The organism is Polaromonas sp. P5_D5 (assembly GCF_054049435.1).
This window is the reverse complement of sequence record NZ_JBFUMJ010000011.1, coordinates 38,967-52,161: the sequence shown is the minus strand read 5'-3', so window position 1 is coordinate 52,161 and position 13,195 is coordinate 38,967. Positions and strand designations below refer to the sequence as shown.

Sequence of the window (13,195 nt, the reverse complement as noted above, 5' to 3'; positions counted from 1 at the left end):
GGCGAGTCCTGGTTTCTTCTGGTATTCCGGGTTTTGTCTTCGGTTGTTTGGTATTCCTGCCTCCACCCCCTTCTGTCTGCGCCGAGGAGCGCAGGTTCAGGCGGATCAGGGATCGCGATTGTCTGAGCCGAAGGCGAGTTCGAGCGAGACCCCGCCTGGACCGAGCACCGCAGGTTGCCCGTAGCGAAGCGAAGGGACGTAGACAGCAGGGTCGCCTTTTCTTTTGCTTACTTTTCTTTTGGCGACCCAAAAGAAAAGTGAGTTGCCGCCGGGCAACCCCCGGCCAGCTACCCTCAGCAAAGAGCACGTAGCCGGAGCAAGAACCGGCCACTGTCCTGCCCCGTCTAAGCCGGATAGACCGCCCCCAGCACCCGCAACCCCTTCGCCCCCGTCACGCTTGGCAAATTACCGGGCCGGCGCAACACCGCCTGCTGTGCCAGCCACGCAAAGGCCGCCGCCTCCACCTGCAAAGGTGGCAAACCATGCTGGCCGGAAGTCTCAACCTTTAACTGCGGCAACCCGGCCTGCAGGCGCCCAAGAAGATGGGTATTGAACGCGCCGCCGCCGCAGACGATCAGCAGGCTGCTGGCTTTTCCATGGCTGTTGACGTCCGCCGCGCAGGCGCTGGCCGTGAATTCAGCGAGGGTGTTCTGGACATCTTGCGGCCGCGCCGCAGAAAAGGGCGCGAGTTTGCCGGCCAGCCAGGTCATGCTGAAAAGATCGCGGCCGGTGCTTTTGGGAATCGGTTGCGCAAAGTATGGTTCGTCCAGCAGGCTGGCCAGCAGGTCCGGCAACAGCTTGCCCGTGGCCGCCCAGGCGCCGCCGGCGTCATAAGACTGACCGGTGTGTTGCAGGCACCATGCATCCATCAGGGCGTTGCCCGGTCCGCAGTCAAAACCCAGCACGGGTGACGACGCGCCAGGCGGCAGCACGCTGAGGTTGGAAATGCCACCCAAATTCAGCACCGACACCGTGGCGTCGGCATGGCCGAAAACGCCCTGATGAAATGCCGGCACCAGAGGTGCGCCCTGGCCACCGGCCGCCACATCGCGACTGCGAAGATCAGCCACCACATCGATGCCCGTGAGCTCTGCCAGCAAAGCCGGATTGTTGAGCTGGAGCGTGTAGCCTGCGCCCGCCGGGTCGGGGGATGTTCTGTGCGGCTGGTGCCGCACGGTTTGGCCATGCGCGCCAATGGCGCGAACCTGCGAGGCGACGATCCCCTGTGCAGCAGCCTGGACAAGCAGCGCAGCGACGACTTTGGCATACGCCGCCGCGATGTGATTGGCAGCAACGGCGGCCCGGTGCAGTTCGTTGTCCGTGGGCGAATTCAGCGCCAGCAGCTCCGCGCGAAACACACCATCAAAGGATTCCGTCGCCGCGGCAAGGACGCGCAGCTTTCCACCGGAAAGATCGACCAGCACACCATCGGCACCGTCGAGCGAAGTGCCTGACATCAGGCCAATGTAGTAATCGGACATTTGCCTATTCTGCCGCAAGGCTCCCATCTAGCGGAGCTGCAGACACGGCAACCTTCAAGAGGCAGGAGCTACACGCAGTGGGCAAAGGATTCCGGTTTTTGCCAGCCGGGGCCGCGGGACTGGCTTTGCCAGACCGCAGGCGCAGCGCCCCTCGGGGGGCAGAGAGCTACACGCAGTGAGCGAACGTGGGGGCTCTAGCTACTCAGCGCGGGTCTGGGTGATGGTCGAGGCTGCCAGAAGCTGAGTCTTCACGCCCGCTGAGAGCTCCCTGAATGCCGGCATGGCAGCCGTAGACACGGGAATGGTCTCGCTCTGCTTGGCGATCGTCATTGGGTCCTGCTGGGTGCCGTTGACGCGGAACTCGAAATGCAGGTGTGGGCCGGTGGCCCAGCCGGTGGAGCCGACGAGACCGATGGTCTGGCCCTGGCTGACGTTCTGGCCGCGCTGCACCATGATTTTGCTCAGGTGGGCATAAACAGTTTCATGGCCGTTGCGGTGGCGAACGAACACCACGTTGCCATACCCGTTTTGGACACCCGAGAACTCCACCACGCCATCGCCGACGGTACGTGCAGGTGTTCCCGTAGCCGCTGCGAAGTCGGTGCCCAGGTGGGCGCGCCATTTTTGCAGGATGGGGTGAAAGCGCATTGAAAAGCCGCTGCTGATGCGCGAGAACTCGACGGGCGAGCTCAGGTAGGCGCGGCGCAGGCTCCGGCCGTCGAGCGTGTAATAGCCGCCCCTGTTGGCAGCGCCCGTGGCGTCCACGCCCGGAGGCTGGAACCACATGGCCTGGTAGGCCTTGCCGGCGTTGACAAACTCGGCCGACAGCACGCGACCGGTGCGCAGCGGCTCGCCGTCGGCTTCCAGGCTTTCATAGACCACGTTGAAGCGGTCGCCCTTGCGCAGTGCGCGGCGAAAATCAATGTCACTGGAGAAAATTTCGGCGATCTGCACCGCCACGCCGTCGGGGATGCGGGCGTCGTCGGTGGCGGCGAACAGCGAGGTCTGGATGCTGCCGCTGGACAGGCGCGCAGTAGCCACGTACGGGGCGGTTTCAATGCGCGAGCTGAAACCGGCGGCGCCGCGCTCGACCACCAGGCGCTTGAACATCGTTTCGTCGTCAGTGGGCCAACGCATGCTGAGCTTGAGCAGTTGCTGGCTGTCGCTGGCTTCGGCGGTTACGTTCTTTCCGGCACGGCCCGACAGCAGCAGGCGCGCATTGGCGTCGCTGCGCAAAAAGGCGGCTGCGGCGCTGTCGTCGATGTTCAGGCGCTTGAGCAGGGTGTCGGCGGTATCGCTGCTGCGGGTGCTTTCCGTGCGGAACAGCTTGAAACGGAAATCGGTGAGGGAATCGGTCTGTATCTGCGTGGGCAAAGGCTCGACCGCTTCGAGTATCTGGCGGACCGGCAGGTTGGCCGCATCGGGTGCCAGGGGCGCAACGCCGAATGCGGTGACACCTGTGCCCAGCAGCAGCGCTGCAAGGCTGGCGGTGACCCGTTTGGGATGGCGACGGAGGCTGTCGGCGATCGGCAGCAGTATCTGGGAGGGAGATGGCAGTGGCAAAGCAGTATTCCCAACAAAAGTGCATCGGGCGCTGCGCGAGCACCGGACTGCTGTATAAAAGGTGGAGAGCTTTGGCGGCCAGCCCTGGATGCAGGGGTGGGGCCGGAGCCATCCGGTTATGAGTTTCCTGATCAGCAAATTGCAGGCCAACTAAAATGGCTCCGCCGCTGCAGGAGAGCCGCCAGTATATCTGTCGGACAATTCCCCGACATGTGAAAAACCCTTATGAATCAAGAGCTTGTTACAAAATTCCCCGTCACCGACCGCGTCAGGGAGGCCCTGGCTGTGTCCCTGCGCGGCTGCGATGAGCTGATCCCGGAAAACGATTGGATACAAAAACTGGCCAAATCGGAGGCCACGGGCGTCCCGCTGCGCATCAAACTGGGGCTGGACCCGACGGCGCCTGACATTCATGTCGGACATACCGTGGTGCTGAACAAAATGCGTCAGCTCCAGGATCTGGGCCATACAGTCATTTTTCTTATAGGCGACTTCACCAGCCTGATCGGCGACCCGTCCGGGCGCAACACCACACGACCCCCGCTCACGCCCGAGCAGATCAAGGTCAACGCCGAAACCTACCGCGCCCAGGCCGACAAGATCCTGGACCCCGCCAAAACCGAGCTGCGCTACAACAGCGAATGGAGCGAACCGCTGGGCGCCACCGGCATGATCAAGCTGGCTTCGCATTACACCGTGGCCCGCATGATGGAGCGCAACGACTTCAACGACCGCTTCAAGGCCGGCACCCCTATTAGCGTGCACGAGTTTTTGTACCCGCTGATGCAGGGCTACGACTCGGTCGCGCTCAGGAGCGACCTGGAACTCGGCGGCACCGACCAGAAGTTCAACCTGCTGATGGGCCGGCACCTGCAGCAGGAATACGGCCAGGAGCCGCAGTGCATTTTGACCATGCCGCTGCTCGAAGGCCTGGACGGCATCGAGAAGATGTCCAAGAGCAAGAACAACTACATCGGCATCAGCGAAGACGCCAACACCATGTTCGCCAAGGTGCTGTCGATCTCCGATGTGCTGATGTGGAAGTGGTACACGCTGCTGTCGTTCAAAAGTGAAGCCGACATCGCCGCACTGAAGGCCGAAGTGGACGGCGGACGCAACCCCAAGGACGCCAAGGTCGCGCTGGCCAAGGAAATCACGGCACGCTTTCACTCGGCTGCAGCAGCCGACACCGCCGAGCAGGACTTCATCAACCGCAGCAAGGGCGGCGTGCCGGACGAGATTCCCGAGGTGTCGCTGTCCGGTTCGCCGATGGGGATAGGCGCGCTTCTCAAGGCGGCTGGCCTCGCGCCCTCGGGCAGCGAAGCCACGCGCCTGATTGAAGGCGGCGGCGTGCGGATTGACTCCAGCGTGGTGAGCGACAAGGCGCTCAAGCTGAACAGCGGAACGTATGTGGTGCAGGTGGGCAAACGCAAGTTTGCCCGGGTCACGCTGGCCTGAACTGCGGCACGGGGCGCTTTCCGCAGACTCGGGGCGGCGACCGAGCGCTACAGTTTTAATAGCTGCTTGCGCTTACCCCTATTGGTCTACAGGCATTTAGCCTGAACACCAGTCATCTTGTTACCGAACCTCGATGGCCACGCGCCGGTTGCGCGGCTCTTCCACCTCATCGGCGGTAGGCACGGCCAGGTCGCGTTCACCCCGGCCCGCCGCTTCGATGCGCTCCGCCGGAAACTGGCGGTCAATCAATATCTGGCGCACCTGCTGCGCCCGCTGGGCCGACAGCACGTCGTTGCTGGCCCCGGCGCCCACAGTGTCGGTATGGCCGGTGATCACGATGTCGCCGCCACTTCGGGCCAGCGCATCGACGAGCACGTCTTCCATGATTTTCTGCGACTCGGCCGTCAGCACCGTGCCGCCCGCATCAAAGTACACGGTGTAACGCTTGCCCCTGGGCGGCGCCATGTCATACAGCGCAGCGTTATCGGCGCGAACCTTGGCCGGATCAGCCTGGTCCACCCTGGGGGCACCCGTTGAACCCCGCGCTGCCGTGGCACGCTGGAAAGGCACGGACAGCACAGCTTCGCCGCCTGCGCCTTCCCTGGCGCGCACCACCACGGCAGACGGCGTTCCGTCTTCCTGCGTCAGCAGCACAACACGGGTGCCGGTGGAACAAGCCGCCAGCAGCGTGCTCAGGAGAATGGCGGAGAGAAGGGGGAAATGGATTCTCATGGCTGTGGGTCCGCCTGCACGATGAAGTCGGTGCCGCGAATGCCGATGAAAGCGGTCTTGGTCTCGATGCGCACAGTCTCGGGGTGGGCCTTGCCCACCAGGCCACTCATCATGCGCAGCGAACCCTGCAGCAGGGAGAGCAGCAGGCCGCCCTCTTGTGTGGTGGCATCAAAGCTGAAACCCTTGATGTCCAGCTGCGAAGCCGGACCCACCACCACCGTGGTGCCGTCGCGCAGGACCAGGCTGGCGGCGGAGTCAGCGCCTGTGACGATGCGGCCGGCGGGCAATACAGGGTCTCCGGCCTTTGCCGGCCGCGCTGCGCCGCCGGCCTCCAGCAGCTTGACGTCACCGCGCAGGGTTTTCAGAAAGCCGGCCTGCCCGGGGGCGAGTGGAGGTGGGGGCAAGGGTACAGAAGCGGTTGGGGCCGATGCCTCGGCTGGCGCGGCTGCCGGCGTGGCCGGAACGGCCGCGGCAGGCTCCGGCTGGGTTTGTGCGGCGGCTTGCACGGCTGCAAGCATCAGTCCGGCCAAGGCTGTCAGGTAGCGATGTTTCATGAAGACCTCTTTGGGCGGATTATCCATTACCTTTGGTTACGATTCGCCAGGCAAGTCTTGCCACCCCGCCGCCCTTCTCCGGTTTGTTACCCGGCATGCCCCCATACCTCACAATGCACAGATGAATTTTCCCGCCTGGCAGTCCCTGACGCCGCAGCGGCTGCTGCGCGCTTCCATCGCAGTGGCCGCAGTCACCATCGTCCTCAAGACAGCGGCCTGGTACATCACGGATTCGGTGGGCCTGTTGTCTGACGCCATGGAGTCTTTCGTCAACCTGGCCAGCGCCCTCTTTGGCCTGGCCATGGTCACGATTGCGCAGCGCCCTGCCGACGACGACCACCCTTATGGCCACCACAAGGCCGAGTATTTTTCGTCCGGCTTCGAGGGCGCACTGATCGTCGGTGCGGCTGTGGCCATCATCTGGGCTGCCGCGCACCGCGTGCTGGACCCGCGGCCGCTGCAGCAGCTTGGCTGGGGCCTGGCGTTGTCGGTGGGCAGCTCGGCGCTCAACGGCTTGCTGGCTTGGGCGATGTTCCGTGCGGCCCGGCTGCACCGGTCCATCGCGCTTGAGGCCGACGCCAGACACCTGGTGACCGACGTCTGGACCTCTGTCGGTGTGGTTGTCGGCATAGGCGCTGTCATGTTGACCGGCTGGCTTTGGCTGGACGCCGTGGTGGCGATCGGCGTGGCCCTGAATATCCTGTGGGAGGGCGGCCGGCTGGTCTGGCGCTCGTCACAGGGCCTGATGGACGAGGCGGTGGAGCCCGAAGTGCTGGCCGAGATCCAGAAAACGCTCGCAGGCTTCAGCCACCCCACCATCCGCTTTGACCACCTGAGCACGCGCCGCGCCGGCCAGCGGCGCTTTGTCGACCTGCACATGCACATGCCGGCCAGCTGGTCACTGGGCCGCGCGGCGGCCGTGCGCACCAGCGTTGAGCAGGCCCTGATGAGCGCCGTGCCCGGCCTGCGCGCCAGCATCCAGCTGCTGCCCAGCGATGTGGAAGCCCATTTCGACGACGAGGCCGACCTGATCTGACGGCCTGCCGCCCTCTTCCGGCCACCGATAATTTCCCCGACCTTCCGACCTTCTATCCATGAGTCCAGGAGCCTTGATGAAACGAACCCCTCTTACGTTTGCCGCCCGCGTCCTTGCCTGCGCACTGCTCAGCGCCGCCGCGCAGGCGGCGGAGCTCCAGGTGCTGAGCGCCGGTGCCATCGAGCCCGGCCTCAAGGCGGCCGCGGCCGCTTTTGAAAAGCAGACCGGCCACACCGCCAAAATCACCTTCAACACCGCACCCGAGCTGAAAAAGCGCATGGACAGCAATCCGGCGTTTGACGTGGTGATCGCGCCGCCCGCCGTCATTGGCGAATTTGCCGCGGCTAGCAAGCTGGCGGAAACGCGCGCCAACGTCGGCCGTGTCGGCATGGGTGTGGCGGTGCGCGAAGGCGCGCCTGTGCCCGACATCGCCAATGCCGAGGCACTCAAACGCTCGGTGCTGGCCGCCGACTCGCTGGTGTTCAACCGCGCATCCACCGGCTTGTACCTGGAAGGCCTGCTCAAGAAGATGGATGTGTATGCGCAGGTGGAAAGCAAAACCACGCGTTACCCCGACGGCGCCTCGGTGATGGAGCACGTGCTCAAGGGCAAGGGGCGCGAGATCGGCTTCGGTGCGATGACCGAGATTCTTCTGTACAAGGACAAGGGCCTGAAGTTCGTCGGGCCGGTGCCGGCCGAAGTGCAGAACTACACGTCGTACACCGCCGCGCCGCTGGCTTCCGGCAAACAGCAGGATGTGGCCCAGCAGTTCGTCAGTTTCCTTTCCGGCCCCGTCGGCAAGCCGCTGTTTGTGGCTGCTGGTGTGACTGACTGATGAAGGCCGTGCTGCAGCGCGTGGCCGAGGCCAGCGTGGTGATTGCCGGCGAGACCGTCGGCCAGATTGGCGGCGGGCTGCTGGTGCTGGTGTGCGCTGAGCGCGGTGACGCTGAAGCGCAGGCCGACAAGCTGCTGGCCAAGATTCTCAAGCTGCGGATTTTTTCGGACAGCGCGGGGAAGATGAATTTGAGCGTGCAGGACGTCAAAGGCGGGCTGCTCATCGTCAGCCAGTTCACCCTGGCCGCCGATGCCTCAGGCGGCAACCGGCCCAGCTTCACCGGTGCGGCCCCGCCTGACGAAGGGCGCCGGCTCTACGACTACTTTGCGGCCCAGGCCCGCAGCCTGCATCCGCAGGTCGAAACCGGGCAATTCGCAGCCGACATGCAGGTGCATCTGGTCAATGACGGGCCGGTGACGATTCCCCTGCAGGTCGTACCGGGCACATGAATTTGCTATCAATTCAATAGCTGCTTGCGCTCGTCCCTATTGGGTTACAGCCAAATAATCCTTGAACCTCAGCGGTAAGGATTTTGGATACCCAGGCCGGCCAGGATCTCGATTTCACGCGCTTCCATGGCTTCGGCATCGGCTTCGCCAGTCTCGTGGTCCCAACCCTGCGCGTGCAGCGTGCCGTGCACCAGCAGATGGGCGTAGTGGGCCTGCAGCGTCTTTTTGTTCTCTTTCGCCTCTTTGGCCACCACCGGTGCGCACAGCACCAGGTCGGCGGTCACCACGGGCTCTTGCGTGTAATCAAAGGTCAGCACGTTGGTGGCGTAGTCGCGCTGGCGGTAGTCGCGGTTCAACGCCTGGCCTTCTTCGGCGTCGACGATGCGCACGGTGATCTCACCGTCGTGCGCCAGCGCGTGGCGAATCCATCGGGCCACGCTGTGGCGCGGAAGGGCGGCGCGGTGGCGGGCGGCGTCCTTCAGGTCGCCAAACTGCAGCGACAGGCTGAGCTGCTTAAGAGCCATTGCGGCTCCGGGCGCTGGCGCGGCGGGCTGGGGCGGCAACGGGTTCCGCGTCGGCTTCGCCGGCGGGCCCGGCGGCGCCCGGCGATTTGTCATACGCATCCACAATGCGCGCAACCAGCGGGTGGCGCACCACGTCGGCACTCGTCAGGCGGGTGATCGCAATGCCCTTGACGCGCTTGAGCACGCGCTCCGCGTCTACCAGGCCGCTGAGCTGCGTGCGCGGCAAGTCCACCTGGCTGATATCGCCCGTCACCACAGCCTTGCTGCCAAAGCCGATGCGCGTCAAAAACATCTTCATCTGCTCGGGCGTGGTGTTTTGCGCTTCGTCGAGGATGACGAAGGCGTGGTTCAGCGTGCGGCCGCGCATAAAGGCCAGCGGCGCGATCTCGATCTGCTGGCGCTCGAAAGCTTTCTGGACGCGCTCAAAGCCCATCAGCTCATGCAGCGCGTCATACAGCGGGCGCAGGTAAGGGTCCACCTTCTGGCTCAAGTCACCCGGCAGGAAACCCAGGCGCTCGCCGGCCTCGACCGCCGGGCGGGTCAGCACGATGCGCTGCACCGTGCTGCGCTCCAGCGCATCCACGGCGCAGGCCACCGCCAGGTAGGTCTTGCCGGTGCCAGCCGGGCCGATACCGAAAGTGATGTCGTGGGTGGCGATGTTTTCCAGGTAGGTGCCCTGGTTGGTGGTGCGGGCGCGCAGGTCGGCGCGGCGGGTCGACAGCGCCATGGCGCCGTCGGGTGCGATGCTGAGCGCCGTGTCGCCGGCCAGCATCAGCTGCACGGTTTCAGGTTCTATGGGCCGCTGGGCGATTTCGTACAGGGCCTGCAGGACTTCCAGCGCCTGGTTGGCCTTGACCTTGGTGCCGTCGATCTTGAACTGCTCGAAGCGGTGGGCAATCGTGACATCCAGCGCCACTTCGATGGTGCGGATGTGGCTGTCCATGGGACCGCACAGGTGGCCCATGCGGGTGTTGTTCGGCGGCGTGAAGGTGTGGCGAAGAATCAAGGCGGTGGTTTTCCTGGAAAAGAGGTCCAATACGGGCGATGGCGCCGACTGGAACGTAATTGTCCGCCCAAACAGGCGCCTGCGCCTGACTGATAAGATTTGGCCATGATAGGAAGACTCTCAGGCCAGCTGGCCGAAAAAAATCCCCCGGAAATCCTGGTGGACTGCAACGGCGTCGGCTATGAAGTGCTGGTACCCATGAGCACCTTCTACAACCTGCCCGGCCTGGGCGAAAAAGTCAGCCTGTTGACGCATTTTGTGGTGCGCGAAGACGCACAAATCCTCTACGGTTTCGGCAGCGCCACCGAACGCGCGGCCTTTCGCCAGCTCATCAAGATCTCCGGCGTGGGCCCGCGCACCGCGCTCAGCGTGCTCAGCGGCATGAGTGTTGAAGAGCTTGCCCAAGCCGTCACCCAGCAGGAAGCCGGCCGCATCATCAAGGTGCCCGGCATCGGCAAAAAGACCGCCGAACGCCTGTTGCTGGAACTCAAGGGCAAACTGGGCGCCGACATCGGTATCCAGGTCAGCGTCGCCAACGATGCCCAGTCAGACATCCTGCAGGCCTTGGTGGCGCTGGGCTACAGCGACCGCGATGCGGCGCTGGCACTGAAGGCACTGCCCAAGGACATTGGCGTGAGCGACGGCATCAAGCTGGCATTGAAGGCCTTGGCTAAATAGCCGAAGTAGTCCAGCATGACCATTCAGACTGACGACTTCTCTCCGGGTGATTTTCCGCCCACCAAGCGCGTGATGTCGGCCGCGCCGGCCTCACCCGGTGAGGAGGCGATCGAGCGCGCCTTGCGCCCCAAGCTGTTTGACGAGTACGTCGGCCAGACCAAGGTGCGCGACCAGCTGGAAATTTTCATTGGCGCGGCCAAAAAGCGCAGCGAGGCGCTGGACCACGTGCTGCTGTTCGGCCCGCCCGGCCTGGGCAAGACCACGCTGTCCCACATCATTGCGCACGAACTCGGCGTGAACCTGCGGCAAACATCGGGCCCGGTGCTGGAAAAGCCCAAGGACCTGGCCGCACTGCTGACCAACCTTGAAAAGAACGACGTTCTCTTCATCGACGAAATCCACCGCCTGAGCCCGGTGGTCGAAGAAATCCTCTACCCCGCGCTGGAGGACTACCAGATCGACATCATGATCGGCGAAGGCCCGGCGGCGCGCAGCATCAAACTGGACCTGCAGCCCTTCACGCTGGTGGGCGCCACCACGCGCGCCGGCATGCTGACCAACCCGCTGCGCGACCGCTTCGGCATCGTCGCGAGGCTGGAGTTTTATACGCCCGACGAACTCGCGCGCATCGTGCGGCGCAGCGCCAAGCTGCTCAATGCGCCCATGGATGAAGAAGGCGGTTTTGAAATTGCCCGCCGGTCACGCGGCACACCGCGCATCGCCAACCGCCTGCTCCGCCGCGTGCGCGACTATGCCGACGTGAAGGGCACCGGCCACATCTCGCTGGACATCGCCAACAAGGCGCTTGCCATGCTCGACGTGGACCCGCAGGGCTTTGACGTGATGGACAGAAAGCTGCTGGAGGCTGTCATCCACCGCTTCGACGGCGGCCCGGTGGGGCTGGACAACATCGCCGCCAGCATCGGCGAGGAGCGCGACACGATCGAAGACGTGATCGAACCCTATTTGATCCAGCAGGGCTATCTGCAGCGCACGCCGCGCGGGCGCATCGCCACGCTGGCCGCCTACCGCCACCTGGGCGTGGCGCCGCCGCAGCAGGGACAGGACTTTTTCGGCGCGTAACACCTTTGAAAAACAGGCCCGCTCACCGGGGTGGCAAGGGCAGGAGGGGGAATAATGGAATTTCCGGATACCGTTCCGTCGGCAGAGCTGAATGGCGATGTAGCTGCCGGCGCCACTCTCGATGCTTATGTGCGTGAGTTTTCCCCATCGTGGCGCAGCACGACGGGTACCTTGACGATCCTCTTTTTGTTCCTCGCGGCCATTCCGGCCTTGATGCTCGTGTTTGTCCCGTTCACCGGCTTTCCGGGGTGGCGGGTGTTCTCCCTGGGTGGCCTGCTGTGGTTTGCCTGGCTTCTCGGGCGGCAGCTTGTCAGCAAGCGTCCCGCGCTTCGCGTGGGTCCGGAAGGCATCAGCGCCGCCGTATTGAAAAACAGGTGCATCGCGTGGTCCGAGGTTTCCGACATTGAGTCGCAGACTGTGCAAGGCAACACGTCGATCATCGTGTCGCTCGCGCCGCACGTGAACGAAAAATGGTGGTGGGGCAGCCGTAAAAAGCGCCTCGGTGTTCCATTGAGCAGCATCAAGACCAAAGACCACACCCAGGCAATAGCGGCTGTGACGCAGGCCTTTGCCGCTTACGGCGGGCGCGGCTTCACGCAGGCCATGGCACAACGAACGGCAGAACTCAAGGCGGCCGAGGACTTTGAGGCCCGGCTCAAACAGCTCACGCCCGTGACGTGGGCGCTTTACCTGGTCGTGTGCCTGAATGTTGCCGTTTGGCTGGCCAATCTGGGTTCCGGATTGAACGCATTGAAGCCCTTGCCGTCGGAGCTTCTGGCCTGGGGCGCCAATTCGGCGGCCTCGGTAGTGGAAGACCGGCAATACTGGCGCCTGCTGACGGCCGCTTTCCTGCATGGCGGTTTTTTGCATCTCGCGCTGAACATGCTGGGCCTGTGGGAGGCCGGCAGGCAACTCAACCGGCTTCACGGCAATTTCCAGTTCCTGCTGATTTATCTGGCCAGCGCACTCACCGGTAGTGCGCTCAGCCTGCACTTTTCCGCACAGCAATCGGTTTCAGTGGGCGCTTCCGGCGCGGTGTTCGGTGTCCTGGGGGCCTTGCTGGTCGCGATGCACCAGCACCGCGGGCAGATACCCGGTCTCACCACCAAGAAGGTGATGACCAGCCAGGGGGTTTTTCTGGCCTATGCCCTTGTCCAGGGTTTCAGCCAGCAGGGCATCGACAACGCCGCTCACGTGGGTGGCCTCGTTGCGGGATGTGTACTGGCCTGGCTGCTGACAGAGAAGATCGCTGATGCGGTCACGCCGGCGCGGCGGCTTTCAACGGCAACCATCGGTGCGCTGGTGTCGGCCATGGCGGTGGCCGCACTGGTAGTCACAACACCCACCCCTTCCGTGCACCATCGGCAGCTGTTTGAATTCCAGGCCGGGTTGACCCGCATTTTGCCCGCGATGCAAGCCGCGGAGAAAGCCTTTCAGGCCGACGTCAAAGCTTTTCGGGAAGGCAAGATGCCGGAGCCTGAATTTGTCCAGGCGATAGAAGCACGGCACCTGCCGGGTTACCAGGCCGTCCAGCGCGCCCTGGCCCCGCTGGACATTCCCGCCAATGACAAAATCGGCGCCGGCATGCGCGACGTCAAGCGCGCCAACAATCTGATGGTGGAACTGATGCAAATCCAGCTGGCCACTGCACGTGCCGTGCAGGGCGATGTCACCGCCGCAGCCGGCCAGGCCCGCGTACGGGTGATCAGCGCGGAGCTCAAGGCCATTGATGCGCGGATTTCCGAGCGTGTGAGTGCCGCCAAGCCCAAATCCAAATCCAAATCCAACCCCTGAGA

At 63.9% G+C, this 13,195-nt stretch carries 13 protein-coding genes; 7 read left to right on the top strand and 6 right to left on the bottom strand.

The genetic code is table 11. From position 1 onward, the window contains the following. Positions 1-344: 344 nt before the first annotated feature. Positions 345-1,481 carry an anhydro-N-acetylmuramic acid kinase gene (locus ACXJKE_RS23065; RefSeq protein ID WP_457282920.1) on the bottom strand — a complete coding sequence of 379 codons (1,137 nt, stop codon included), beginning with the start codon at positions 1,479-1,481 and terminating at the stop codon, positions 345-347. A gap of 198 nt (positions 1,482-1,679) precedes the next feature. Further along, positions 1,680-3,044: a M23 family metallopeptidase gene (locus ACXJKE_RS23060; RefSeq protein ID WP_457282919.1), complete on the bottom strand. Its 1,365-nt coding sequence runs from the start codon at positions 3,042-3,044 to the stop codon at positions 1,680-1,682. A 225-nt stretch (positions 3,045-3,269) separates the two neighbouring features. Here ACXJKE_RS23060 and tyrS point away from each other — a divergent pair, with 225 nt between their 5' ends. After that, on the top strand, positions 3,270-4,502 hold the full coding sequence (tyrS, locus tag ACXJKE_RS23055; RefSeq protein WP_457282918.1) for a tyrosine--tRNA ligase: 1,233 nt from the start codon (positions 3,270-3,272) through the stop codon (positions 4,500-4,502). A 120-nt stretch (positions 4,503-4,622) separates the two neighbouring features. On the opposite strand, the gene ACXJKE_RS23050 is transcribed toward tyrS, so the two are convergent. Both ACXJKE_RS23050 and ACXJKE_RS23045 read right to left on the bottom strand, forming a co-directional pair. Beyond that, positions 4,623-5,234, bottom strand: a complete 612-nt coding sequence (locus tag ACXJKE_RS23050; protein ID WP_457282917.1) for an OmpA family protein — start codon at positions 5,232-5,234, stop codon at positions 4,623-4,625. Continuing rightward, a complete protein-coding gene (locus tag ACXJKE_RS23045; RefSeq protein WP_457282916.1) occupies positions 5,231-5,788 on the bottom strand; it encodes a FecR family protein in 558 nt (185 codons plus the stop codon). Before ACXJKE_RS23045 ends, ACXJKE_RS23050 begins: the two co-directional genes overlap by 4 nt. A 121-nt stretch (positions 5,789-5,909) precedes the next feature. On the opposite strand from ACXJKE_RS23045, the gene ACXJKE_RS23040 reads away from it, so the two are divergent. The 3 genes from ACXJKE_RS23040 to dtd all read left to right on the top strand — a co-directional run bounded on the left by ACXJKE_RS23040 (position 5,910) and on the right by dtd (position 8,108). Beyond that, on the top strand, positions 5,910-6,824 hold the full coding sequence (locus ACXJKE_RS23040) for a cation diffusion facilitator family transporter (RefSeq protein WP_457282915.1): 915 nt from the start codon (positions 5,910-5,912) through the stop codon (positions 6,822-6,824). Positions 6,825-6,900: 76 nt separating this feature from the next. Further along, complete coding sequence (locus ACXJKE_RS23035) at positions 6,901-7,659, top strand: substrate-binding domain-containing protein (RefSeq protein WP_457282914.1); 759 nt, start codon at positions 6,901-6,903, stop codon at positions 7,657-7,659. Continuing rightward, a complete protein-coding gene (gene dtd, locus ACXJKE_RS23030; RefSeq protein ID WP_457282913.1) occupies positions 7,659-8,108 on the top strand; it encodes a D-aminoacyl-tRNA deacylase in 450 nt (149 codons plus the stop codon). The genes ACXJKE_RS23035 and dtd overlap by 1 nt, the downstream gene beginning before the upstream one ends. Positions 8,109-8,176: 68 nt before the next feature. On the opposite strand, the gene ybeY is transcribed toward dtd, so the two are convergent. Together ybeY and ACXJKE_RS23020 are read right to left on the bottom strand one after the other, a co-directional pair. Beyond that, positions 8,177-8,632 carry an rRNA maturation RNase YbeY gene (ybeY, locus tag ACXJKE_RS23025; protein ID WP_457282912.1) on the bottom strand — a complete coding sequence of 152 codons (456 nt, stop codon included), beginning with the start codon at positions 8,630-8,632 and terminating at the stop codon, positions 8,177-8,179. Continuing rightward, positions 8,622-9,638 carry a PhoH family protein gene (locus ACXJKE_RS23020; RefSeq protein WP_457282911.1) on the bottom strand — a complete coding sequence of 339 codons (1,017 nt, stop codon included), beginning with the start codon at positions 9,636-9,638 and terminating at the stop codon, positions 8,622-8,624. The genes ybeY and ACXJKE_RS23020 overlap by 11 nt, the downstream gene beginning before the upstream one ends. Positions 9,639-9,743: 105 nt before the next feature. Between ACXJKE_RS23020 and ruvA the strand changes: the two genes are divergently transcribed. Genes ruvA through ACXJKE_RS23005 form a run of 3 tightly spaced genes read left to right on the top strand, consistent with a single transcriptional unit; the run spans position 9,744 to position 13,193 of the window. Beyond that, on the top strand, positions 9,744-10,316 hold the full coding sequence (gene ruvA / locus ACXJKE_RS23015) for a Holliday junction branch migration protein RuvA (protein WP_457282910.1): 573 nt from the start codon (positions 9,744-9,746) through the stop codon (positions 10,314-10,316). Between the two features lie 15 nt (positions 10,317-10,331). Next, positions 10,332-11,399 carry a Holliday junction branch migration DNA helicase RuvB gene (ruvB, locus tag ACXJKE_RS23010; protein WP_457282909.1) on the top strand — a complete coding sequence of 356 codons (1,068 nt, stop codon included), beginning with the start codon at positions 10,332-10,334 and terminating at the stop codon, positions 11,397-11,399. Positions 11,400-11,453: 54 nt separating this feature from the next. After that, on the top strand, positions 11,454-13,193 hold the full coding sequence (locus ACXJKE_RS23005; RefSeq protein ID WP_457282908.1) for a rhomboid family intramembrane serine protease: 1,740 nt from the start codon (positions 11,454-11,456) through the stop codon (positions 13,191-13,193). The last annotated feature ends 2 nt before the right edge of the window (positions 13,194-13,195 follow it).

Excerpts from the sequence above, each read along its gene's own strand:
- ACXJKE_RS23050 (WP_457282917.1), bottom strand. The coding sequence starts at position 5,234 with ATGAGAATCCATTTCCCCCTTCTCTCCGCCATTCTCCTGAGCACGCTG.
- ACXJKE_RS23035 (WP_457282914.1), top strand. The coding sequence starts at position 6,901 with ATGAAACGAACCCCTCTTACGTTTGCCGCCCGCGTCCTTGCCTGCGCA.
- ybeY (WP_457282912.1), bottom strand. The coding sequence starts at position 8,632 with ATGGCTCTTAAGCAGCTCAGCCTGTCGCTGCAGTTTGGCGACCTGAAG.
- ACXJKE_RS23005 (WP_457282908.1), top strand. The coding sequence starts at position 11,454 with ATGGAATTTCCGGATACCGTTCCGTCGGCAGAGCTGAATGGCGATGTA.
- tyrS (WP_457282918.1), top strand. The coding sequence starts at position 3,270 with ATGAATCAAGAGCTTGTTACAAAATTCCCCGTCACCGACCGCGTCAGG.
- ruvA (WP_457282910.1), top strand. The coding sequence starts at position 9,744 with ATGATAGGAAGACTCTCAGGCCAGCTGGCCGAAAAAAATCCCCCGGAA.
- ruvB (WP_457282909.1), top strand. The coding sequence starts at position 10,332 with ATGACCATTCAGACTGACGACTTCTCTCCGGGTGATTTTCCGCCCACC.
- ACXJKE_RS23040 (WP_457282915.1), top strand. The coding sequence starts at position 5,910 with ATGAATTTTCCCGCCTGGCAGTCCCTGACGCCGCAGCGGCTGCTGCGC.
- ACXJKE_RS23045 (WP_457282916.1), bottom strand. The coding sequence starts at position 5,788 with ATGAAACATCGCTACCTGACAGCCTTGGCCGGACTGATGCTTGCAGCC.
- dtd (WP_457282913.1), top strand. The coding sequence starts at position 7,659 with ATGAAGGCCGTGCTGCAGCGCGTGGCCGAGGCCAGCGTGGTGATTGCC.
- ACXJKE_RS23065 (WP_457282920.1), bottom strand. The coding sequence starts at position 1,481 with ATGTCCGATTACTACATTGGCCTGATGTCAGGCACTTCGCTCGACGGT.